The sequence below is a fragment of the Streptococcus sp. 2_1_36FAA genome, assembly GCF_000161955.2.
Lineage (GTDB): Bacteria > Bacillota > Bacilli > Lactobacillales > Streptococcaceae > Streptococcus > Streptococcus gordonii.
The window spans coordinates 33,573-57,277 of the sequence record NZ_KI391974.1 but is presented as its reverse complement, the minus strand read 5'-3'; the positions used below and the strand labels follow the sequence as shown (position 1 = coordinate 57,277).

The window sequence follows — 23,705 nt, the reverse complement described above, 5'->3', positions numbered from 1 at the left end:
TATATCAGATTTTTTTAAAGTGGAAAAGGTTTGCATAAAGAAAAAATAAAAAGAGTCCTTAAAGACTCATAATTAGTGTAAAACTCTCTATGCTTTTATTTTATTCCTTTGCTAAGAAAACTGGTTGAAGCTAATTTTCTATCATTTTCTCCACAAGAAATCTATTAAAAGCTGGTCTACTTCGGAGTTCTCATGCAATCTGCTATGTTGGCCTCCATGCCCTGATATTTTAACTTCCTTATAGGATTTAGCATGATTGATTAACAGATATTTTAATGCTTGTGATGAAATGTTTAGGACTGATCCGTCTGTATTTCCACCAATATCACCATAGATATTCAGAACGTCTATTTGTTTGTCAGGATAAACCTCTCTTAATCCAGTAAGTTTTTGATATTGTTCATTCATCGCAGATGGCTGTCCTGTTTTGGGATCTAAGGTCAAGTTCGATGGAAGGTTCCAATTCTCTAGACCAGCTACATGATTCGCCAAATTAACCTGCTTAATCAATTTAGGTAGATTTTCTTCACTTCCATACTCTAAAAGATAATAAAGAATGGACATATTTCCCATAGAATGTCCCACCATCTTCATTTCTTGAAATCCATAAGCTTGCTTAAGTTTTTCAACTACTGCTTTAGCATATGCTGCATCTTGTAAATAGTCAGGATTTCTGTTGTCCTCATATTGAACCATGACAATTGGATTGATTGCACCTTTTGGAATACTACCTATTAAAGTGACCTGACCTGTTCTGTCAACATTCGCTTGAATTATTGTTTCTGTTACACCAGCCTTTCTAGCTGATTCTGTCATATGCCTTTCCGCATTAGCACTGGAGCCATAACCGTGAAAGAATAAGGTTGGGGTGGTAGATTGGACAAACTCATTTGATCTAAGTTTTGTATTGCTATTTTTCAGAAAAAACAAGGATGAAAAAATAATAAAGATGACTAACAAAAGGAGAACGAAATATTTCTTTTTCATATGAATCCTCCATCTTAATTTTGTACCAAATTATATCATGTATCAATGATGGTTACAAGCAAATGAATTACTGATTTATACCAATAAAAAGAAAGAAGCTTGAATGCTTCTTTCTAAAACCATTTTAAGAGTCGCATGATATGCATATTCATCTTGACCTGACGGGAATAATAATAATTTCCCCCATTGATATAGAGCTCTGGGCCGTGGAAAATTGAAATCAAGTTATAGTAGACATAGGTCTTGCCTGTTACATTTCCTAAGCTTGGCGCTACTACTTCTTTGGAATATTTCTTGGCCAGCTCCAGTGTATTTTCACCACCGTTTTTAGCTACGTAGTCGATATAGGCTTGACCGAAATTATAGGCTTGTACTGCTGTCCAGACATCTACTTTTTTCTCGCTAGCCAACTCTAAATTATCGGATAGAGTCTGAACACCCTGACGAATACTTTCTTTGTTGTCCCTGATAGCATTGGTCTGACCGGTCGCGCTTTCACTGGACTGCATAACATCAGTATCTTTCCCCTTTGTTTCTGTATAAATCATGGCCAGTACCAATTCCTCATTGGCCGCTGTGTCACGTTCGTCCAATACTTCTCTGACTAAAGTCTGATACTTCATAACCTGCTTGACATCATGATGAATCTGATAAATCTTGTAGCCAGCAAAGAGCACAAAAAGGACTAGAATCAGTCTTCTTAGAAATTTAAACATTATTTATTTTGGATATCCTCGATGTTCTTAATCAAAATAGAATAGGTCCCATTATCGTTTTGGATAAATTCTACCGACTCTGCGTCCTGATAGATATTATTTGGAACGATGAGCTCAATTCCATTTGAAAGGGAGAGTTTCTGATTTTCGAACTTTTTCTTCTGGCGACTACTGTCAATCTCATCAAACTTGACTGGCTCAGGAATAGCTTCCTTGACTTGGTCAATAAAACTAAGTCGAGCTGTTAGATTGTTATCAAAAAGATCGTCAGCCAATTTTTCAGGTGACAGTTCGTCATTTTCTTCCAGATTTTTGAAAATACTGGATTTGACCTTAGACTGGAACTGAAAATCGTCTTTATTAAAACTTTCGGCAACTTTTTGAGCAGTCTTCTCAAGTGCTTTGATTGATTTCTTAGCTGAGATTGTCGGATTGACCTGCAAGAGATTATCTGACATATAATTGAGAAAAGCACCGTTGTACTTGATGCGTTTTTCAATCAGATGGTACTTGCGAGATTTGAGATTGATGACCAAAGCCTCGTCCGCACCAGTACCAAAGCCAGGCAGGTTATTCTGCGTCAGCTTGATAGGATTGTCCACCTCGCCACCTAAGTGGGTCAGAGTTTCCCGCAGAGCAATCCGCATAAAAGCGAAGTGCTCCACACCTTCTTTGTCAAACTGGACAAAAATCAGATCGTTGGTTTTCTGGTTTTCACTGACTGAAAACTCCTCCTGCCAGAGCTTAGCGACTGTTACTGATGTTTCCAATAAGTCATCTGAAATCTGGGCTAAAAAGATGTTTTCCGAATCGAAAACACCTGTTTTAGCATCGTCAGAATAGACCCGCTCAATCTTCTTGCGCAGGTACTCTTCAATCTTGGGAGTAATGTTGAGAAACTTATCCGCCAATAGCAGTTCGGTATCAGCTGGGCTGAATTGATGAATAATCGCTTTTTTTACGTAAATATCCATCTTAGTTCAAGCCCTCATAGAGTGGAAAAGCGTCTGTCAATTCACGAACTTCAGCACGTACCTGATTCAGTATCGCTTCGTTTTCAGCATTTTCCAGAGCTTTGATAATAAGCTCTGCTACCTTGATACTTTCTGTTACACCAAAGCCTCGAGCTGCAATAGCTGCTGTACCGATACGAATTCCGCTAGTCTTAAATGGTGACAAAGTCTCGTAAGGGATGGAGTTTTTATTAAGGGTAATATTGACTTCATCCAAGAGATTTTGAGCTACTTTCCCATTTTCTACAACCTTGGTAACATCGACTAAGAAAAGGTGATTTTCAGTACCGTCAGAAATCACACGGAACTTGTCATGCTGACGGAAGACTTGCGCCATAGCTTGGGCATTATCCAAAATTTGTTGAGCATAAACCTTGAAAGCTGGATCAAGCACTTCTTTAAAAGCCACAGCCTTGGCTGCAATGACATGCTCCAATGGTCCACCTTGAATGCCCGGGAAGATAGCTGAGTTAATTTTCTTAGCCAAGTCTTCATCGTTTGTCAAAATCAATCCACCGCGAGGTCCGCGCAAGGTCTTGTGGGTCGTTGTCGTTGTGATGTCTGCATAAGGTACAGGGCTTGGATGGAGACCTGCAGCAACCAAACCAGCGATGTGAGCCATATCTACCATAAGCTTGGCACCGACTGCATCAGCGATTTCACGGAATTTTGAGAAGTCAATGATGTGAGAATAGGCTGAAGCTCCCGCCACAATCAGCTTAGGCTGAACTTCTTTGGCCTGCTGGAGAATAGCATCAAAGTCCAGCAATTCAGTTTCTGGGTCAACGCTATAGGATACAAAATTATAAGTTTGTCCAGAGAAGCTGACTGATGCACCGTGAGTCAAGTGGCCACCCGCAGACAAATCCATACCCATAACAGTATCACCTGGCTCAATCAAAGCCATATAAGCTGCGCAATTAGCCTGACTGCCTGAGTGAGGTTGCACATTGGCAAACTTGGCACCAAAGATTTCTTTTGCACGCTCAATCGCTAGACTTTCAATTACATCCACTACATCTGTCCCACCATAGTAACGGCGACCTGGGTAGCCCTCAGCGTACTTATTTGTCAAAATAGAACCTTGAGCAGCCATGACAGCTTTTGAAACGACGTTTTCTGAAGCAATCAGCTCAATATTATGTTGCTGACGTTCTTCTTCTTTTGCAACTGCTTCCCAAATCTCTGGGTCAAATGCTTTGTAGTCTTCTTGGTCAAAAATCATAAGGTGTCTCCCTTCTTTTGCGAAAATAGGACCCAAGGTCCTAAAAGTTAAAATTTTATACCATTTACTTGGGCGAGGATATCCTCGCGAGTAATCGCTCCCTGGCGTAAAATATGAGCCTTTTCTCCAGATAAGTCCAGGATGGTTGAATCCTGACCTGTCAAAGCAGCATCATCTTCTACTCCCGAGACTTGCTCTTGAAAATCCATCACAATCTGCTGAAAAGAAGTTCCACTAACTTTTCCAGAAAGATTGGCGGATGGACCAATCAAGGGACCGTACTTGCGAATCAAGTCCAGTGTAACCGGATGTTTAGGAATCCGAAAGCCAACAGTATCCATACCTGAGTTTATCCAAGTCGGCACTTGGTCATTGGCTTGGAGAATAATTGTCAATGGCCCAGGCAGAAAGGCTTGGTAGAGTTGATCTAGATAAGTGGGATGATTCTTAGAAAAGGCATAAATCTCTTCTAAGCTAGCCACATTAAGATTAAGAGCCTTGTCGCGAGGTCTTCGCTTTAACTCATAGACTCGCTCAACCGCCTCTTCATTCAATGCCTGTGCAAAGAGGCCATAAACAGTTTCTGTTGGCAGGACAACTGCTCCGCCTGCTGCCAGAGTCTTTTCTATTTTATCCATTGTCCATCGCCACCATTCTATCTTTGCCAAATTGATCTTTCAGAACTCGGATTCGTTTTTGCGGGAAGAATTGTTTCAATAAATCCACGACACCGTCTCCTTGCTTGTAACCAATTTCCAGATAGATCTTTCCCTTTTCTGTCAGATAGTCTCCTGCCTGCTCGGTTATTTTCCGGTAGACCTCATAGCCATCTTCCTCCGCAAAGAGAGCCATGTGAGGCTCTGAGGTCAAAACATTAAGTCCGACTTCGTCCTTATCCGCTTCTGAAATATAGGGCGGGTTGGAGACGATAATGTCAAAGTTCCCTTGAATTGCATCCAAGCAGTCAGATTGGACAAAAGTGAGGCTGAGTCCGCAAGACCGAGCATTTTCTCTTGCCAAGGAAAGAGCATCTTCTGAAAGGTCAGAAGCAGTAATCTGCCAGTCTGGACGGCTGTTTGCTAGTGCAAGAGCTATGGCTCCACTACCTGTTCCGATATCCAAGACAGACACAGAACTTTCAGGATTTTCTGACAAGATTAGCTCCACCAGCTCCTCCGTCTCGGGCCTTGGAATCAACACTCGTTCATCAACTTTGAGATTCAGACCGTGAAAGTCACTGCTGCCAATGATATATTGGGCAGGTTTGTGAGCAAGCAACTGTTTTTTAATTACTTTTAGTTCCTCACGTTCTTCCTGGCTGACTTCTGCCCGAAGTTTGAGAACAAAGTCGGTAAAGGAAAGCTGATTGAGAGCCCGATAAACGAAAGACAGGCTTTCTGCTTCTTCTCCCGCTGCTACTAGCTCCTGCTCTAGCTCAGCCAAATATTGAGCCAATGTCATTACTTATTCAACTCTTCTAGTTTTTGCGTTTGGTCATAGAGAACCAAAGCATCAACGACTTCATCCAGTTTACCAGCTAAAATCGTGTCCAGTTTTTGCAAGGTCAGTCCGATACGGTGGTCTGTTACTCGGTTTTGCGGGAAATTATAGGTGCGAATCCGCTCTGAGCGATCACCGGTACCAATTGTAGACTTGCGTTCTGCATCCTGCTCATCTTGAGCAATTTGAGCAAAGTGGTCTGCCACACGAGCTCGGATGATTTTCATAGCCTTATCCCGGTTCTTCTGCTGGGTCCGCTCTTCCTGCATTTCAACTTTGATGTTGGTCGGCAGGTGGACAATACGAACCGCAGTCGCAACCTTATTGACATTCTGTCCGCCGGCACCTGAAGCGTGGTAGATGTCCACCCGAAGATCTTTAGGATCAATGTCGTATTCTACTTCTTCAACTTCTGGCATCACCAAGACAGTTGCCGTCGAGGTGTGAACGCGGCCTTGGCTTTCGGTTACAGGAACCCGCTGTACGCGGTGAGCGCCAGATTCATACTTGAGTTTTGAGTAGACCGACTGACCTGAGACCATAGCGACCACTTCCTTGATCCCACCTACACCATTATAAGAAGCCTCCATGACTTCGAAGCGCCAGCCTTGGCTTTCGGCATATTTTTGATACATCTGCAAGAGGTCTCCTGCGAATAACTGCGCTTCGTCTCCTCCTGCAGCTCCGCGGATTTCAAGGATAATATTCTTATCGTCGTTTGGATCTTTAGGTAAAAGGAGGATTTTAAGCTTTTCCTCATATTCTTCTTTTTCAGCCTTGGCATCTTTTAGCTCTTGCTTGGCCATTTCTTCCAAGTCAGCATCACCACCAGATTCCTTGATCATTTCTTCAGCATCGACAATGTTTTGGAGGACTTGTTTGTATTCACGGTAAGCTGTCACCGTGTCACGAGTGGAAGCTTCTTCTTTTGAAAGCTCCATAAAACGCTTGGTATCAGAAACCACATCTGGGTCACTCAATAACTCTCCTAACTCTTCGTAGCGATCTTCAACCGCCTGTAACTGTTCATAGATATTCATAGATTTTTCATCATCTCCTTTATTTCAATCATTCAATTATTAATGTCTGGCTTAAAATAATGTTTGCGACAGACTGGGATATAAGTTTCATTACCACCAATTTGAATCTGTTCCCCGTCATACACTGGTTTGCCGTGATCTGTTCGCAAAACCATAGTCGCTTTTCGTGAACAGTATTGGCAGATAGTCTTGATTTCCTCTATCTTATCAGCCAAGAGCAAGAGGTGTTTAGAACCTTCAAAGAGTTCATTGCGAAAATCATTTTTCAGGCCAAAGGCCATAACAGGAACATCTAGCTCATCCACCACTCTAGCCAAATCATAGACATGATGGCGTTTCAAGAATTGAGCCTCATCGATTAAAATACAGTAAGGTTTTTCTGGTAAATTTTTGATATAGCCCAAAATATCTGTATCATCTTCAATTGCCATTGCCTGGCGTTTCATACCAATTCGGCTTGATACATACCCAACACCGTCTCGAGTGTCAACCGCGCTGGTCATAATCACAACACCCTTGCCCTGTTCCTCGTAGTTATGAGCAACTTTTAAGATCTCAATAGTCTTTCCTGAGTTCATTGTGCCGTATTTATAATATAATTGAGCCATAATCTCTAACTTTTTCTTCTTCCATTCTATAAGTTAATCCATTTAATTGTACCATAATTGGACAAGCATTAAAACCTAAATTGTGATAAAATAATGTTAAGAAAATAAAGGAGGCAATCTAATGCCATTTGTTAGAATTGATTTATTTGAAGGTCGTACTCTGGAGCAGAAAAAAGCTCTTGCCAAGGAAGTAACTGAAGCCGTTGTCAGAAATACTGGCGCTCCTCAATCTGCAGTCCATGTCATCATTAACGATATGCCTGAAGGAACCTACTTCCCACAAGGGGAAATGCGTACAAAATAATCTATAACCGCTAGCCAAGCGGTTTTTTTATTTGAAAAAGGCCATAAATGTACTGACTCCAAAAGTTAGACAGTAGAAATCTAATTTTTGGAGTGCAGTTCAAAAACAGCCTTTTATTTATTTTTTCGATTTAAAACAGCATTTAAAATAATTGCTATCAGACTGGCCATGACAATGCCATTTGAAAAGAACATCTGTAAACTAGAAGGCAGACTGTTAAAAAGGCTACTTCCGTTTAAACCAACCCCAGCCGAAATAGAAACTGCTGCGATTAAGAAATTGTGTTCGTTGTGTTCGAAATCAACACGAGCCAAGATTTGCATCCCTTGAATTGAAACAAAGCCAAACATGACTAGCATCGCCCCACCCAAAACAGGATTAGGAATAATTTGAGCTAAAGCACCAAATTTTGGTACAAGTCCCAAGAGAACTAGGAACCCTGCTGCATAGTAGATTGGCAGACGAGTCTTAATTCCAGACAACTTAACCAAACCAACATTTTGAGAAAAACCTGTATAAGGGAAGGTATTGAAGATACCTCCAAGCAAGACTGCCAAACCCTCAGCCCTGTAACCATTACGTAGACGTTTGCTATCAATCGGATCTTTGGTAAGATCAGACAAGGCCAAATAGACTCCTGTTGACTCTACCATAGAAACTGTAGCAATAATACACATCATGGCAATCGAAGAAAATTCAAACTTGGGAGCACCAAAGTAGAAAGGTGTAGGAATATGAACAATTGGAGCCTGAGAAACAGGAGTAAGATCTACTAGCCCCATACAACCTGCAATAAAAGTCCCAATAACCAGACCAATCAAAATTGAAATAGATTTGACAAAGCCTTTAGTAAAGATATTAATCAGTAAAATGATCAGGACAGTAACAGCTGCTAAGATTAAACTTTGAGCAGTTGGTTTCTCAACATTATTTCCCATATTACCAATCGCAACTGGAATGAGAGTCAATCCGATAGTTGTAATGACAGACCCTGTCACAACTGACGGGAAAAGATCAGCAACCTTAGAGAAAACACCTGAAATCAAAACGACATAGATACCTGACACAATGAGGGCACCAAACATGGCACCACTTCCGTGACTTTGTCCAATCATAATTAAAGGCGCAACAGACTGGAAGGCTACTCCCAAAACGACAGGTAAACCAATACCAAAGTATTTATTTAACTGCAACTGGAGAAAGGTTGCCACCCCACACATAAAGATATCTGTCGAAATTAAATAAGTCAGTTGTTCAGCAGAATATCCTAAAGCTCCAGCAATCATGATTGGAACCAAAATCGATCCCGAATACATAGCCAATAAGTGCTGCAAGCCAAGAACGGCTGCTTGCGAATGTTTTTCTTCTTTGTACTCCATCTTATGCATCTGCCTTTCCAAATACAACTTTTCCATTTTCAAACTTTTCAATCCGAGCTAGAGAAACTACTCTTTGTCCATCATCTTCCAATAATTTTCTTCCAGATTGAAAAGACTTTTCGATGACAATTCCAATAGCTTCAACACTCGCTCCTGCTTGGCGAATGATTTCAACCAAACCTTTAGCCGCCTGTCCATTGGCTAAAAAATCATCAATCACTAATACCTTATCCGAAGGACTCAAGAATTTTCCGGCAATCGAAACCGTCGAAGTCACTTGCTTTGTGAATGAGTATACTTCAGCTGTTAAAATCCCCTCAGTCATAGTAATATTTTTAGCCTTTTTAGCAAAAATCATTGGAACTCCTAACGCCTCAGCAGTATAGACAGCTGGGGCGATTCCAGATGCTTCAATCGTCACGACCTTTGTAATTCCTGACTCACGGAACCTATCAGCAAATACCCGGCCTATTTCTTTCATTAAAGAAAAATCAACCTGGTGAGTCAAGAAAGAATCTACTTTGAGAATATTTTCCCCTAAAACATTTCCGTCATGGAGGATTCGTTCTTCTAATTTTTTCATTATATCTCCTTTTTAAAACAAAATAAGGACCTGCTTAAAGCAAGTCCTCATACAACGACAGTAACCTGTTACAAAAGTAACAGGAAACTTGTAAGACTCACTTATTGTTAGATGTTTGGCATCTTGTAGAGACCTTGCCCCAATCATTAGCAAGATAAATAAGCTTTTCTTTATTATACCTTAATGTGCATCGCCATTCCAAATAGAATTTTTAACGATAACATAATCCACTCTAGTCAAACTGTGCAAATCTCGACCGCCTGCATAAGAAATCGAACTTTGCAAATCCTGCTCCATCTCAGTCAAAGTATCCTGTAAATGACCTTTAGCTGGTAGCAGAATTTTTTTGCCTTCAACATTTTTGTAGGCACCCTTTTGGTACTCAGACGCAGAACCATAATACTCTTTGAATTTATCACCATCGATTTCAATAGTCTCACCTGGGCTTTCAATATGACCGGCAAAGAGCGATCCAATCATAACCATACTAGCCCCAAAGCGAATAGACTTGGCAATATCTCCATGTGTCCGAATCCCACCATCAGCAATAATCGGCTTGCGGGCAACCTTAGAACACCATCTCAAAGCTGATAATTGCCAACCGCCTGTGCCAAAACCAGTCTTCACTTTGGTAATACAAACCTTACCTGGTCCAATCCCTACTTTTGTCGCGTCCGCACCAGCATTTTCCAATTCACGAACCGCTTCGGGTGTACCAACATTACCAGCAATGACAAAAGTCTCAGGCAGTTCTTTTTTGATATGTTGGATCATTTTAATTACACTGTCAGAGTGCCCATGAGCGATATCAATGGTGATATATTCAGGTGCATCTCCTTTCAGGCTACTGACAAAATCATATTCATAATCTTTAACACCAACCGAAATAGAGGCAATCAAGCCTTTTTCATGCATTCGTTTAACAAATGGCTTGCGCCCTTCTTCATCAAAACGATGCATAATATAAAAATACCCACCTCGAGCAAGCTCTTCCGCAACCGACTCATCAATAATCGTTTGCATATTAGACGGTACAACTGGCAAGCGGAAGGTGTGATTACCAAACTTCACTCGTGTATCTGCCTCAGATCGACTTTTAACCACACATTTTGCTGGGATGAGTTGGATATCTTCATAATCAAAAACTTGAAAATCATTTAGCATAGAGCTTTCCTCGCAATAATCTTTATTTAGACCTACCTATGCACTTTCGCATCGCTACGTCTTTCTTGACGTTTCCTAATGAAGTTTACCACAAAAATAAGATTTAGCAAAATTCTAAAGCTATTTAATGAGTAATTGTTCGGATATCACGAACTTATATCAAACAAGAAAACTATTACATTTTATTAGGATTTCTTTTCGACTTGCTTCAAACGAATTTGATAAAGAATACCAGTGACAACCAAGCTGGCGATTAAACCAATCCAGTAGCCATAAGGACCAAATTTACAAATATTATCTAAAAATAATCCAAGCGGAAGGGCTACTCCCCAATAGCCACTTAGTCCAAGGTAAAATGGTACTGTCGTATCCTTGTAGCCACGAAGAATACCCTGTAAAGGAGCCGCAAACGTATCTGCTAGTTGAAAGAATAGGCTATAAGTTAAGAAGATGGAAGTTAGAGCGATAAACTCTGAGTTTGTACCATAAAGAGAGGCAACCTGATTTCGAAGTAAAAAGAGAAATACAAGCGTAAATCCTGAAATAAGCAAAGCCGTAACCCTTCCTAAGCGACAGTATTTTTTTACATCATCATAGCGTTTTGCACCAATTTCATAAGAAACCACAATTGCCATTGCCGAAGAAATCCCAGCAGGAAAGGCGTACATAAGATTTGAAAAGTTCATTGCCGATTGATGGCTAGCTATCACTATTGATGGAAACTTGGCCATGATAAGTCCTACAACAGAAAAGATAACGACTTCAGCAAAAACAATTCCACCAATTGGTAAACCAAGCCGTAATCCCTCCTTAATTCCCTCGGCTACCACTTTTTGTCTTTTCCAAAGCTTATAGGATTTAACCTTTGGATGTTTGAATAAAATCAAGACAGAGATGAATAAGAGAACCCAGTAAGCTACAGAAGTTCCAAGACCAGCTCCCGCACCTCCCATTTCTGGAAAACCAAATGCGCCATATATCAAGGCGTAATTAAAACTGGCATTTAAGGGCAAAAGTAAAAGCATCAAGTACATGGAGAGGCGAGTTAAACCAAGTGCATCTAACAGTGAACGTACGACACTAAAAAGTAAAAGCGGTATGATGCCTAGAGATAAATACATAAGATAATGCTTAGCCACTACTGCTACTAGGTTTTCCAAAGACAAACTGTCTAAAATTAGAGGAGCTCCAAAAAGAACTAACAAAAAAAGAACAATGGATAAACCAAGCGACAGATAGATAAACTGATAAAAATCTGAGGTAATCTTTTTCTCATCGCCTTTTCCCAAATGATGCCCAACAATCGGCACTAAAGCAGATACAATCCCTGTTAAAAAGGAGAAAAAAGGACTCCATAGACTTGTAGCCATAGACACACCAGCGAGATGGAGAGTATCATACTGTCCAGTCATGGTTGTATCTACGAATGACGCTGAATAATTTGCCAACTGATAAATCAAGACGGGAATAAAAATCGAAAGAAATAACCTCAAGCGCTGGCTAAAATGATAGGTCTGATGCATAAAAATCTCCTCTAACCTTCTTTTCTCTAACTATACTATAAGCAAGGATGATAGTCAAAAAGAAAAAGGGTTACTCCCCTTTTTCTTTCTTTTCTTGCGAATCTGCATCTTTTTCATTATTGTTCATAGCATTTTTAAACTCTGAAAACATTTTTCCAATTGATTGTCCAAGCTCTGGTAAACGCTTGGGACCAAAAATTAGCAAGGCTCCTAATACAATAATAATAAGACCTGGCGCTCCAATATCTCTTAAAATGCCCATTATTCACTCCTCTTTTCTTTCTTTTTGTATATATAATAGCTGAGCAACAGACTGACTTCATAAAGTAAAATCAAGGGAACTGTCATAGCTAAATCGCTGATAAAGTCAGCAGGTGTCAAAATAACTGCTAAGACTAATAAAATAAAGTAAGCATACCTTCTATATTGTACCAAAAATTGTGGCTTGAGCAAACCAAGCGACGTAAAAAATGATACTAGAACTGGAAGTTCGAACAAGATACCAAGCGGAATTGTTGTATGAAAGAGAAATGCCAGATAATTTTGGGCGGTAAGCTGTGTCTCAAATAAGCCTTCTCCCAACGAAAGTAGGACTTGTAAAATAGCCGGACTAACCAGATAAAAACCAAAAGCCAATCCCAAAACAAAACAGATAAAGGTCGCTGGTATATAAGCAAAAATCGCTTTCGATTCCCTTGAAGTCAGAGCCGGCCTAACGAACTGCCAAATTTGATAAACCATAAAAGGCAAGGTCACACTAAAAGCTATCAGGCTAGACAAGCTGACGTAAATCCAAAGAATATCATTCGGTCCTAAGACAAGCAACTTCTTTTCAAATCCACTGGTCAACCAGCTATAAATATCACCTGCGTAGATAAAACCAAGTAAAAATACCAGAAGAAAGCAAGCTAAAGTCCAAATGAACCGTCTACGAAACTCGGTCAAGTGTTCTACGATAGTTTGTTTTTTATGATCCATGGCTATTCTCACGATTCTTCCATGTAATAATAAGTACAATAACTACAAAAATTAACTGACAAGTTACAACTTCTAGACTTGGATAAATTCCAGCCCAATCAATCGACGTGAAACCATTCATCAGATGACTTGGTAAAATGTTAGTTAGCTGGAGAGCATGGATACTAACCCCCAGCATTTTAAATGCCAGAGCATAAATGAGCCAAGTCAGAATCAAGAAAATTCGATGTGGTTTGAAATAAGCAGAAGCTTTATTCATAACTAAAGCAAGAACAAACAAAACAAGAAATGCCAGTCCTATCCCTAGGAAAAAACTTGCCTTATCAATTCTAGGATAGATTCCCGCATAAAACAGAATCGTCTCTGCTCCTTCTCGAAACACAGCGAGAAAGCTCAGTGCAAACATAGAAATGAAACTGCCGGTTGCTGTGACAGCCTTCATCTGGCTTTCCATAAAGTCATTCCACTTTTTAATTGAAGACTTGCTATGTAGCCAAATCCCGACCATAATCATCATCAAAACAGCAAAAATCCCGACTGCACCTTCGATAATCTCACGGTTAGAACCTGAGGATACTGCTGGGAAAAGGAATTGAAGCAAAACAGCAATCGCTAAGCTTGCCAAAATCCCCATAACTGCTCCTGTATAAACCCACTTTAGCCCCTTTTTCATCTTGGCTGCTTTTAGTGTTGTAACAAGAGCCATAACGATCAAGAGAGCCTCTACTCCTTCTCTCAAAAGAATGAGCATAGCATCAAAAAAGTTATAGGATGCACTCGTATCAATCTGCGACAAATCATTAATTAAGGCCTGTAGCTGATCTTGATATTTTTTTTCATTTCCCTTAACCATGATGACTGGTGTTTCACTCTCGACTCGAGTATAGAGAGTGGCGTTGCGCGTGCTGACATCTCCTTCAATACTTGGCCAGATAGTGATGAATTTTTTCATATTTGAGCTAGCTTCTTGAGTTTTTCCAGCTTTAAATCCATCCAAGGCTTTTTCGAGTAACTGAATTCCGTCTTTTAAAGTAAGATTTCCTTCGGTTGTAGCAAGCTCTTCGCCCTTTACAAAACTATCAATAGCAGTCTTTAAGTCATCAAAAGAAGATTGAACACTTGAAAAATCTACTGGCTCAGTCTCGATTGCACTACGTAAAAAAGAAATCGCAGTTTCAATCTTACCATAGTGAGCTGTACTATTATCACGAACAACACCTTCGTTCACCGTCCAGGTCGAGTTCATTTTTTTATAAGCTGAACGAGTTTGTTCAAGATTTTTTGCAGAAATAGCTGCCTGTAGATCCGCAAATCTTGACTCTAACCGACTAACCAACTTTTCTTTTTCAGCATTAAGATCGACTGGATGTTGCTCCTTATCAAACTTTAAGAGCTCAGACGAAATCGTGGTTAAGTTTTCCTTAGTCACTTCATTTATTGTCAATGCTTTGCTAACTTCTTTACCAGCTGGTGAATCGTGGTTCTCTAGTTGTTCAAATCCTTCCTTTATCTCAGCAACCAATTGCTTCGCCTTAGCCTGGTTGCCTTGCTCTACAGCTCTTGTAGCATCCGTTACCTTTACAAAAAGCTGGCTAAAGCCCTCTTCAGCAAAAACAGGTTTAGCGAAAAAAAGGAAGGCTATTGCCAAGATAATTAGGAGTTTATTCAAATAATTTTTGACCAAGGTACTCTCCTTTTTTCACACCAGCAAAGCAAGCAAAGAGGCCACTACCAATATGTGTTACATATTCATTCATCTTGTCCTGAGCTCCAAGATTAGTCTGTACTTTTACAAAACTATCCGGATTCTTTTGGAAGGCAAGAAAAAGAAGACCTGTATCAAACTGACCTGTTTTCTCGACGATACCATCGGAATAAGAATAAGATCGACGATAGATTGGTTTGTTTACTTCTTTAGCTAAGCGAACGTGAGAATCGACCGGCAAGAGAGCTAAATCAACCTCATCGAATTCATCTTTCTTACCAAAGGGGGCACCACTTTCCTTATAACGACCAAATGTGTTTTCCTGCTCCTGTAGGTTTGTCCGATCCCAAGTTTCAAGAAACATTTGAATACGACGAACAGCCATATAAGTGCCACCTTTCATCCAGTCGTCACTATCAGTCCAAATTACTTGATCAAAGTCCTTTTCTTTGGTCACGTTGGCAGTTCCATCCTTGAATCCAAAAAGATTTCTAGGAGTTGACATACGGTCTCCAATCGCTGCAAAACCTGATTGACTCCATTTCATGGTAACAGTATTTCTGGCCTTACGAACTAGATTTCTGACTGCATGAAAAGCTACTTGTTCATCATCAGCGCAAGCTTGGATTACAATATCACCACCCGTGTACTTTTCTTGCAATTGCTCTTTTGGAAATGGAGGTAAGTCACGAAATTCTTTAGGACGCTTCTTTTCCAAGCCCATTTTTTTCAAAAAATCAGCTGACACACCAAAAGTAAGAGTCAAACGATAGGGATTTAGACCCACTGTTTCACCAGTGTCGCTAGGTGGCAAAAGGGCATTAGAACCATCTTTTTTGACCAATTCTCCATCCACCAACTTGCTGCTATAATCAGTCCAGTCCTTAAACATTTGAATAACTTCTTCTTTGTCGGTACTATGCAAATCAAGCACTACAAAATAGATATTTTTTTGCATTGGAGTCGTAATTCCTGCTTGATGCTCACCGTAAAAGCTGATTTCTTCGCCACCATCGGAAATTTTCTTTTCTTCTTGTGCTTTATTAGCGAAAAAAGCAGAGGCACCAGAAACACCCAGTGCTAGACCAGCGCCTCCAATCCCTGCTTTTTTAAGAAATTCACGACGGTCCATCTTTTTTTCAAACCATTTTTCGTCGTTTGTCATATCATTACTTCCCGTTTAAAATGACTCCCATTTGGGATAAAGGTTCACCAAGTTTTGTAACACCTTCTGCTAATTCTTTAGTATCCTCTTTAGTTAAGTCTGTATATAGCTTATAGTGCTGACTATCTGTCATATGTTTATCCAAGAGGCTATTAACATTTTTAAATTCTTTTTCTAAAGAAGCTACAAGCTTTTCGTCTTTATTCTTGATAAGTGGTTTAAACAATTGGAAAATTTTCTCAGCACCCTCAATATTTGCACGGAAATCGTACAAATCTGTATGAGAGTAGATTTCCTCTTCACCAGTAATCTTGCTTGTTGCAACTTCATTTAATAAGTCAACAGCACCAGTCAGCATCATATCAGGAGTAACCTCTACTGTTGCAACTTTCGCCTTCAATTCTTTAATGTCATTAACCAATTGATTAGCATAAGTTTCTGTTCCAGAAGTGGTATTTTGTTCCCACAAGATTTTTTCAATACGGTGGAAGCCTGACCATCCTTCTTCAGTCTTGTTCTCATCCATATAATCTGCTAAACGAAAATCAATTTTTACATCAGACTCACCAAAACTTTCAGCAATCGGTTCTGATCGCTCATAGCTCATTCGAATAAGTGGATAGATTTTCTTTGCTTCGTCAAGCTTTCCTTCCTTAAGAAGAGAGGCGAATTTTTCAGTATCAGTCAGCAACTGATCAATTTGCCCTTCCACAAAAGTCTTATATTCCGACGTAGCCTTATCTAAAGCCTTCTTATCATTAGACGATAAGGTCACTTTTGCTTCACTACTACTTGAAGAAGTTTTGCTTGTGTTCGTATTTGCAGAACAAGCTGTCATGAGAACAGCTGCTGAAAATAGGACAAGTCCCATTTTTTTCATGGTCTATCTCCTTTAAATTCTAAATAATGTTCAAGAAATTATATCAAAAATTTTCTCATTTTTCAATAAATTGTCAGATAATTTAATCCAAATAAAAATCCCTTGTCAATTTCAAAAAACAAGGGAAGTAAATCTTATAGTAATAAGTCTTTTATTTTTCCAATTTCATGTTGTTTAACTACCAAATAAATCGTATCCCCTAAGTAGAGTTTAGTACTTCCGTTAACAGTATTCTTCTTACCTTTATGAATATTCATAACAATCAGAATGTCTGGCGGAAGATTTAAATCCCTCACCTGCCTATTCGAAATTTTTTCGGAAACAGGGATTTCTATTAAAGTTGTCTCTCCATCATCTCCTATATTATCTGGGAGCATTCTTTCTAACATAGCTTCATAAACTGGTGCTCCGCCTAGCAGATCCATTATGATATAGGCTGTTAAAGTCACGATTGCTAAAGGCATTAGGTTTCTGATATCGCCAACCATCTCAGTTACCAAGATCATAGCTGTCAGGGGAGCTTTTGATATCGCACCAAAATAACCACTCATGCCTAGAATGATAAAAATTGGAAATTGATTCCAACTAACAAGGCCAAACTGCACACAGATATTTCCAACAATCGCTCCTAATAGAGATCCCAGTGCTAAAATCGGAAGAAAAATACCACCTGGCAAACCACTTCCATAAGAAATCATACTCCAAATAAATCGAATAAGAAAGAAAGCAATAAGGCTTGTAAGTAAATAATTTTCTGAATGCAAGGAGAGAATCAATTGATTCCCTCCTCCTAAAATTTGAGGCAGAAAATAACCAAGAGGTATAATCAAGACAAATGCCACTGCCGGGTAGTAGTTCGGTGATAAGTGTAAAATCTTACCGATTTTTTTATATAAGTCTGGCATATACAGGACAACTTTTTCGTAAACATAACCTGAAATTCCTAAGAAAAGGCCCATAAGTAGATAAATCCAGTATTGTTGCAATTGCATTGCTGGGATATTATCAGGCATATCTAAAACAGGTGTAAGTCCAAAAATCACCAAGGAAACAAAATTTGCTACCAGACTAGCTACCAGAGTTGAGATCCAAAAAAGTTTTGAAAAATGGCGATAAACTTCTTCGACCACAAACAATAAACCCGCTATCGGAGCATTGAAGGCAGCAGCCAGACCAGCTGCAGCTCCACTAGCAATCAAAACCCTTTCTTCAACGGGACTAAGCTTAAGCCATTTTGCTAGCCCTTTGCCTCCAACAGCCCCTAGTTGAATACTAGGTCCTTCCCTACCTAACATGAGACCACTTGAAATAGCTAAAAAGCCAGCAAGAAATTTTTTCCATAATACACTCCACCAGTCCAAGGACATGAGCCCCTTCAGCTCAGCCTCTACTTGAGGAATACCCGATCCTTTAATATTCTTTTCAGACTTCATTAGCCAAGCAACCAAAAACATAATAAGTAGGTAAAGGATTAAAATTATTCCTAGGAAAGTAAAATTTTCATGGCTTTTTTCATACAAGGATTGAATCCAATGAAAACTCTTCTCAATCATGAGGCGAAAAAGACCTACAATACCTCCAACAAACAAGCCCACTAAAATCCCACGAAAAACTTGAGAAATAATAGAACTATTTGCCGACTGAAACTCTCTTTCAGGAAGAGATTGAACTACTTTTTCTTCCATATCTTCTCCTACCCTTTTTGAAACTATTGTACCATATTTTAAAATGGACCTAAACTATTTTTAAAAGTGGAACTGACAAGCAAAAAGCTCCTCAAAAAGGAGCTTTCTTCGTTTTATTCAGCTGAAAGTGCAGCCATAGTGATGTAATTATATGGCTTGTTGAAGTGTGGTAAGAAGAACAAGTCCATGAGAGCAAGCTTATCTATTGTTACTTGTTCTTGAATTGCTAATGAGAACATGTGGATACCCATTGAAATCGAGATATCACGAGAAACCATTTGTGCACCTAAAACAATACGAGTATCCTTGTCATAAACAATTTTCAATGCTACTTCATGGTTATCGTGCTTGATAAATTCTGGTTTTTGCAAGTCGTTGAAACCAGTTTCTACAGCATTATAACCTGCTGCTTTCGCTTTTTCAAGAGTTAAACCAGTTGACACCATATGAAGGCCGTAGATTGAAATACCATTTGAACCTTGAACACCGATTCCTTCCAATTCATGTCCGCAAGCATTGTGTGCACCCACGATACCAGAACGAACAGCGTTAGATGCTAAAGCAATGTAGCTTGTTTCTTGACGAGCATTGTCGTAAATCGTTGCACAGTCACCAATAGCAAATACACCAGGGATTGAAGTTTCCTGTTTCTTATCTACAAGGAAAGCTCCGTTTCGGAACAATTCAATCTTTCCTGCTCCCAATTCTGTATTTGGACGGAAACCAACAGCAAGAACAACCATATCTACATCAAATGTTTCTTTATCAGTTACTAAGCGTTCAACCTTACCATCGCCTTCAACTGCCTGTACAGTTTGACCAAGCGCTAAGCGAATATTGTGGTCTTCCAAATTCTTAGCCATCATTTGAGTAAAGTCTTTATCATAGTATCCATTCAAGACAGTATCTACGATGTCAACCAAAATAACTTCTTTTCCGAGACGCTCAAAAGCTTCAGCAAGTTCAACACCAATGTAACCACCACCAACTACAGCAACACGTTCAATATGCTTGCTCTTGTCTTGAAGTTTTTCAATAACTTCTTCTGCATTTTGGTATAGTTTTACAAATTGAAGATTTTCAAGAGTTGCTTTGAATTCACGATTTCCTTCAACAATTTCAGCACCTTTGATTGGAGGAATGATTGGAGTAGAACCTGTTGCAAAAATTAACTTTTCATAAGATTCAACATGTTCTTTACCATCTACTAATGCTGTAACTTCTTTTTTATCATAATCAATTGAAAGAACCGGAGCATTCATGTGAACTGTTGCGCCTTTTGCTTCTAACTTTTCTTTATCAGAGTAAAATAGGCCCTCAGCTCCATCGATTTGCTTTCCAATCCAAAGAGCCATACCACAACCAAGGAAAGAAATGTTTGAATTTTGGTCAAAAACTACAATTTCATTTTCTGAACCATAATTATCAAGCATAGTATTAATACATGCTGTACCCGCGTGGTTAGCACCTACTACAACAATTTTACTCATAGAATAAATCCACCTTTAAAATTTAATTTACCAGAGTATTATACCATCAATCTGTTAGCGGTTTCAACAAAAATGCTCATTATTTTTCAATTTTCTAAAAATCATATAAAACATCAAGTCATAGACCTTCATTAAAAATCAGATCAACAGTAGGGTTATCTGCAAAGAAAGCTACTTATTTTTTTCTGAAAATATATAAAATTCATTTGTGAAAACGTTGTCTTTTTGATATACTAATAACGTAGATTATGAACTATTTAGGAAAGGTTGTGATAAAAATGGATCTCACTTCTAGATCCATTCGTTTAATGGGATCAACAATTAGCATTTCTATTTTACATGAGAATGCTGACTTTCTTCTAGATGAGGTTTTTTCCTTATTAAAAATATACGAAAATCGTTTCAGCGCTAATGATGACAGCTCAGAACTAATGCAGGTCAACCACGCTGCTGGAAAAGAGCCGATCTGTGTTCATCCTGATTTGTTCGAGCTAATAGAACTAGGAAAAAAACACAGTCTTATTCCAGGCAGTCATCTCAATATCACTATAGGGCCCCTCATTCAAACTTGGCGTATTGGTTTTAAAGATGCCAGAGTTCCGAGTGCTTCAGAGATTGAAAAGGTTCTTTCCTTGACCAACCCCGAAAATATTGAATTAGATCCAATATCCCGTTCAGTATTTTTGAAACAGTCTGGGATGAAGATTGACCTTGGTGCCCTCGCTAAAGGATATATCGCTGATAAAATCTCCCATTTCCTAAAAGAAAAAGGTGTCACTTCTGCACTCATTAATCTTGGAGGAAATATCCTGACTATTGGCCAGAACCAACAAAATAATCGTTTATGGCGCATCGGTATTCAGAATCCAAAGCTAGCTCGCGGAAACAACTTAGCATTACTATCCATCCAAGACCAGTCCGTTGTTACTTCCGGAATCTATGAAAGAAATCTGAAAGCAAATGGCAAAGTATATCATCATATTTTCGATCGAAATACTGGCTATCCAATTGATAATCAGTTAGCCAGCCTCACCATTGTTTCAGATAAATCAGTTGATGGAGAAATATGGACAACACGCTTATTTGGTGACAGCCCTAGTTCTATCTTAGAAAAAGTTGAGCAAGAAAATGGAATCGAAGCCTTCGTTATTACAGAAGATAATCAAATTTTTTATTCATCTGGTCTTACCCCAGAAATTATATCCTAAATCCAGAAAGGAACCTACTATGTTAAAACTTATCGCAATTGTTGGAACAAATTCTAAACGTTCCACAAACCGGCAACTTCTTCAATATATGTCTAAGCACTTTGCTGACAAGGCTGAAATCGAGCTGGTAGAAATTAAAGATATCCCAATGTTTAATAAACCTGCTGATAGAAGCGTGCCTGAGTTAGTATCAGAAATTGCCGAGAAAATCGATGCAGCAGACGGTGTACTCATTGGAACACCTGAGTACGACCACTCTATTCCAGCTGTACTCATGAATGCTCTAGCTTGGCTTTCTTATGGCATCTATCCCTTGCTGAACAAGCCGGTCATGATTACTGGTGCTTCTTATGGTACACTTGGTTCCTCTCGTGCCCAGTTGCAGCTCCGTCAAATTTTGAACGCTCCAGAAATCAAGGCAAATGTACTTCCAGACGAGTTCTTGCTCTCACATTCTCTTCAAGCTTTTGATCCAAGCGGAGATTTGGTGGATCTTGATGTTGTCAAAAAATTGGATGCTATCTTTGATGACTTCCGTATCTTTGTCAAAATCACTGACAAATTGCGCAACGCTCAAGAATTGCTTCGCAAAGATGCTGAAGAATTTGACTGGGAAAAATTGTAAGATAGGAGACTGAAAGAATGAAATTTGTTGGAATTGTAGGATCAAACTACGAACAATCATATAACCGAAAATTATTGGAATTCATCCGTCGCCAGTTCAAAATTAAATTTGAATTGGAAGTCTTAGAAATCGATGAAGTCCCAATGTTTAACCAGGATGAAAAATGGGATGAAAGCTTCCAATTGCGTTATTTGTATAACAAAATCACGCGTGCAGACGGAGTCATCATCGCAACACCTGAGCATAACCATACTATCAGCGCTCCTTTGAAGAGTGTCTTAGAATGGCTCTCTTACGAGGTTCATCCTTTCGAAAACAAGCCTGTCATGATTGTTGGTGCATCATACTACGACCAAGGAACTTCCCGTGCTCAAGTTCACCTGCGTAAAATCCTAGACGCTCCTGGTGTCAATGCTTACACTCTTCCAGGCAACGAGTTCTTGCTGGGCAAAGCCAAGGAAGCCTTTGACAATGATGGCAATATCACTAACGAAGGAACTGTTAAATTCCTTGAATCATGCTTAGATAACTTTATCAAATATGTAGAGGTGGTTTCAAAATTGAAAAAACCAAAACCAATTGAACCTGAAGACTTAGACTGTGGAAAACCAATCGCTACAACGGTTACAGAAGTTGATCCGGATGATCCAGAATGGGTAGAAAAAGTCGCTGAAATCACTGGTGCTGTTTCTGGTGATACCTATGTCAAACTTGACCATGGTATCTTGACTGTTAACCAGATTGATATGTTCTTAAAAGCTATGCCATTTGAATTGACATACGCTGACGATAACAACCAATTCCTCTACTATAACAACGCTCATCAAGATCCAGATACCATGTTTGCCAAACGCGTGCCACCTCAATCAGGTAGCCGTATGTCAACCGTTCATGGTTCTCTTCCGCCAGCACGTATGAAGAATGTAGAGTGGGTTATCGGAACGTTGCGCAACGGAAACCAAGAATACGTACGTACCATTGTTCCAGGTTCTCCTGCTGGTGTAATCAACACTCACAACTACCAAGCTATGTACTATCCTGATGGATCATATGCAGGTATCAATGAAATCGTCTTTAACTTCCAACCATGGCTTGACTGGTATCTAAAAGAAACTGGACAACGTTTGGTAGGAGGCAGCGGACCATTTGCTCCTGCTGGAGGTCATGGAGACGCAGATGCTACTTCTGGCGCTTCAGATACTGGTGGTCACGGTGACGGCGGAGGAGATGCGGATGCCTCTTCTGGTGCAAGTGCTTAAGTAAAAAAAGAATGGAAATTTTATCCATTCTTTTTATATTCTATTTACTTCATTTCTTTAAAGGCTGCTTCAGCATCTTCATTGCTGATAGCTCCAAATTGAATTTTACCAATTTTTCCTTGACTATCAATCAAGATTTCTGTTGGAATACTTCTGATTTGATAGGCCTGGAAGGTAGTTGCTTGACTATCATATAAAACCGGAACATCTTTATAGCCCTGTTCTTCAAACCATTTAGGGAAGTCTGTTTCAGACTTTTCACCCTGTATTCCTGGGGCAATGACACTTAAAATTTCGAAATCACGGTCTTTCTTTCCAGCCAATTCTATTAGTTCTGGCATACTTTTCTTACATGGTCCACACCAAGAAGCCCAGAATTTCAAGTAAACTTTTTTTCCTTTATAATCAGATAACTTAACAGTTTTTCCGTCCATAGACTTCAAAGTAAAGTCAGGAGCTTCCTGACCTACAGCTATCTGACCTACAGCATTCTGAGCAGGTTGATTGCTACTGCTTTTTGTTTCCATTCCCATCTCGTCAGAGCAAGCAGTTAAAAACACTGCAGCTAACAAACCAACACCAAAAGTTAAATATTTTTTCATCACTTTCTCCTTTTATTAGAAAATATCAAATCAAAAAACATCAAAAAATTTTTTTCAATCTGTTTA

24 protein-coding genes and 1 riboswitch are annotated in these 23,705 nt (G+C 39.3%); of the genes, 4 read left to right on the top strand and 20 right to left on the bottom strand.

Annotation, left to right across the window (positions count from 1 at the left end; genetic code table 11):
• Positions 1-141 precede the first annotated feature (141 nt).
• The 8 genes from HMPREF0847_RS02710 to HMPREF0847_RS02675 all read right to left on the bottom strand — a co-directional run bounded on the left by HMPREF0847_RS02710 (position 142) and on the right by HMPREF0847_RS02675 (position 7,089).
• Positions 142-987: an alpha/beta hydrolase gene (locus HMPREF0847_RS02710; RefSeq protein WP_008808661.1), complete on the bottom strand. Its 846-nt coding sequence runs from the start codon at positions 985-987 to the stop codon at positions 142-144.
• A 113-nt stretch (positions 988-1,100) separates the two neighbouring features.
• A complete protein-coding gene (locus tag HMPREF0847_RS02705) occupies positions 1,101-1,703 on the bottom strand; it encodes a lysozyme family protein (protein ID WP_008808660.1) in 603 nt (200 codons plus the stop codon).
• Complete coding sequence (locus HMPREF0847_RS02700; RefSeq protein WP_008808659.1) at positions 1,703-2,677, bottom strand: nucleoid-associated protein; 975 nt, start codon at positions 2,675-2,677, stop codon at positions 1,703-1,705. The genes HMPREF0847_RS02705 and HMPREF0847_RS02700 overlap by 1 nt, the downstream gene beginning before the upstream one ends.
• 1 nt (position 2,678) lies before the next feature.
• Entirely contained in the window at positions 2,679-3,941 is a 1,263-nt protein-coding gene (glyA, locus tag HMPREF0847_RS02695; RefSeq protein WP_008808658.1) for a serine hydroxymethyltransferase, read from the bottom strand.
• Positions 3,942-3,988: 47 nt separating this feature from the next.
• Positions 3,989-4,579 (bottom strand): L-threonylcarbamoyladenylate synthase, encoded by a 591-nt coding sequence (locus tag HMPREF0847_RS02690; protein WP_008808657.1) that lies wholly within the window; start codon positions 4,577-4,579, stop codon positions 3,989-3,991.
• A complete protein-coding gene (gene prmC, locus HMPREF0847_RS02685) occupies positions 4,572-5,402 on the bottom strand; it encodes a peptide chain release factor N(5)-glutamine methyltransferase (protein WP_008808656.1) in 831 nt (276 codons plus the stop codon). Before prmC ends, HMPREF0847_RS02690 begins: the two co-directional genes overlap by 8 nt.
• Positions 5,402-6,481 carry a peptide chain release factor 1 gene (gene prfA / locus HMPREF0847_RS02680; protein WP_008808655.1) on the bottom strand — a complete coding sequence of 360 codons (1,080 nt, stop codon included), beginning with the start codon at positions 6,479-6,481 and terminating at the stop codon, positions 5,402-5,404. The genes prmC and prfA overlap by 1 nt, the downstream gene beginning before the upstream one ends.
• Before the next feature lie 32 nt (positions 6,482-6,513).
• Positions 6,514-7,089, bottom strand: coding sequence for a thymidine kinase (locus tag HMPREF0847_RS02675; protein WP_008808654.1), 576 nt, complete (start codon positions 7,087-7,089; stop codon positions 6,514-6,516).
• Between the two features lie 121 nt (positions 7,090-7,210).
• Between HMPREF0847_RS02675 and HMPREF0847_RS02670 the strand changes: the two genes are divergently transcribed.
• Entirely contained in the window at positions 7,211-7,393 is a 183-nt protein-coding gene (locus tag HMPREF0847_RS02670) for a 4-oxalocrotonate tautomerase (RefSeq protein ID WP_001117401.1), read from the top strand.
• A 113-nt stretch (positions 7,394-7,506) separates the two neighbouring features.
• On the opposite strand, the gene HMPREF0847_RS02665 is transcribed toward HMPREF0847_RS02670, so the two are convergent.
• The 11 genes from HMPREF0847_RS02665 to nox form a co-directional block, all read right to left on the bottom strand.
• The gene (locus HMPREF0847_RS02665) at positions 7,507-8,772 is read right to left on the bottom strand and encodes a nucleobase:cation symporter-2 family protein (protein WP_037622361.1); all 1,266 of its coding nucleotides are present in this window, start codon (positions 8,770-8,772) and stop codon (positions 7,507-7,509) included.
• A gap of 1 nt (position 8,773) precedes the next feature.
• The gene (locus HMPREF0847_RS02660) at positions 8,774-9,355 is read right to left on the bottom strand and encodes a xanthine phosphoribosyltransferase (RefSeq protein ID WP_008808652.1); all 582 of its coding nucleotides are present in this window, start codon (positions 9,353-9,355) and stop codon (positions 8,774-8,776) included.
• Positions 9,356-9,439: 84 nt separating this feature from the next.
• Positions 9,440-9,537: riboswitch (purine riboswitch) on the bottom strand.
• Positions 9,536-10,519, bottom strand: a complete 984-nt coding sequence (gene guaC, locus HMPREF0847_RS02655) for a GMP reductase (RefSeq protein WP_008808651.1) — start codon at positions 10,517-10,519, stop codon at positions 9,536-9,538. Its footprint overlaps the riboswitch before it by 2 nt.
• A 185-nt stretch (positions 10,520-10,704) precedes the next feature.
• Positions 10,705-12,042 (bottom strand): MATE family efflux transporter, encoded by a 1,338-nt coding sequence (locus HMPREF0847_RS02650; protein ID WP_008808650.1) that lies wholly within the window; start codon positions 12,040-12,042, stop codon positions 10,705-10,707.
• Between the two features lie 70 nt (positions 12,043-12,112).
• Positions 12,113-12,304 carry a twin-arginine translocase TatA/TatE family subunit gene (locus tag HMPREF0847_RS02645; RefSeq protein ID WP_008808649.1) on the bottom strand — a complete coding sequence of 64 codons (192 nt, stop codon included), beginning with the start codon at positions 12,302-12,304 and terminating at the stop codon, positions 12,113-12,115.
• On the bottom strand, positions 12,304-13,020 hold the full coding sequence (tatC, locus tag HMPREF0847_RS02640; protein WP_020992630.1) for a twin-arginine translocase subunit TatC: 717 nt from the start codon (positions 13,018-13,020) through the stop codon (positions 12,304-12,306). The genes HMPREF0847_RS02645 and tatC overlap by 1 nt, the downstream gene beginning before the upstream one ends.
• Complete coding sequence (locus HMPREF0847_RS02635) at positions 13,010-14,704, bottom strand: FTR1 family iron permease (RefSeq protein ID WP_008808647.1); 1,695 nt, start codon at positions 14,702-14,704, stop codon at positions 13,010-13,012. The genes tatC and HMPREF0847_RS02635 overlap by 11 nt, the downstream gene beginning before the upstream one ends.
• Positions 14,682-15,890 (bottom strand): iron uptake transporter deferrochelatase/peroxidase subunit, encoded by a 1,209-nt coding sequence (efeB, locus tag HMPREF0847_RS02630; protein ID WP_008808646.1) that lies wholly within the window; start codon positions 15,888-15,890, stop codon positions 14,682-14,684. Before efeB ends, HMPREF0847_RS02635 begins: the two co-directional genes overlap by 23 nt.
• A 4-nt stretch (positions 15,891-15,894) precedes the next feature.
• Positions 15,895-16,770 carry an iron uptake system protein EfeO gene (gene efeO, locus HMPREF0847_RS02625; RefSeq protein WP_008808645.1) on the bottom strand — a complete coding sequence of 292 codons (876 nt, stop codon included), beginning with the start codon at positions 16,768-16,770 and terminating at the stop codon, positions 15,895-15,897.
• A gap of 134 nt (positions 16,771-16,904) precedes the next feature.
• Positions 16,905-18,455 carry a ClC family H(+)/Cl(-) exchange transporter gene (locus tag HMPREF0847_RS02620; RefSeq protein ID WP_008808644.1) on the bottom strand — a complete coding sequence of 517 codons (1,551 nt, stop codon included), beginning with the start codon at positions 18,453-18,455 and terminating at the stop codon, positions 16,905-16,907.
• Positions 18,456-18,568: 113 nt separating this feature from the next.
• Entirely contained in the window at positions 18,569-19,945 is a 1,377-nt protein-coding gene (gene nox, locus HMPREF0847_RS02615) for a H2O-forming NADH oxidase (RefSeq protein ID WP_008808643.1), read from the bottom strand.
• 278 nt (positions 19,946-20,223) lie between these two features.
• On the opposite strand from nox, the gene HMPREF0847_RS02610 reads away from it, so the two are divergent.
• From HMPREF0847_RS02610 to HMPREF0847_RS02600, 3 genes are read left to right on the top strand one after another with little or no spacing between them, the layout of a single operon-like run.
• Complete coding sequence (locus HMPREF0847_RS02610; RefSeq protein WP_008808642.1) at positions 20,224-21,153, top strand: FAD:protein FMN transferase; 930 nt, start codon at positions 20,224-20,226, stop codon at positions 21,151-21,153.
• 19 nt (positions 21,154-21,172) lie between these two features.
• Entirely contained in the window at positions 21,173-21,778 is a 606-nt protein-coding gene (locus HMPREF0847_RS02605) for an NADPH-dependent FMN reductase (protein ID WP_008808641.1), read from the top strand.
• A gap of 17 nt (positions 21,779-21,795) precedes the next feature.
• Positions 21,796-23,037: an NAD(P)H-dependent oxidoreductase gene (locus tag HMPREF0847_RS02600; RefSeq protein WP_008808640.1), complete on the top strand. Its 1,242-nt coding sequence runs from the start codon at positions 21,796-21,798 to the stop codon at positions 23,035-23,037.
• Between the two features lie 44 nt (positions 23,038-23,081).
• On the opposite strand, the gene sdbB is transcribed toward HMPREF0847_RS02600, so the two are convergent.
• Positions 23,082-23,639 carry a thiol-disulfide oxidoreductase-associated lipoprotein SdbB gene (sdbB, locus tag HMPREF0847_RS02595; RefSeq protein WP_008808639.1) on the bottom strand — a complete coding sequence of 186 codons (558 nt, stop codon included), beginning with the start codon at positions 23,637-23,639 and terminating at the stop codon, positions 23,082-23,084.
• Between the last annotated feature and the right edge of the window lie 66 nt (positions 23,640-23,705).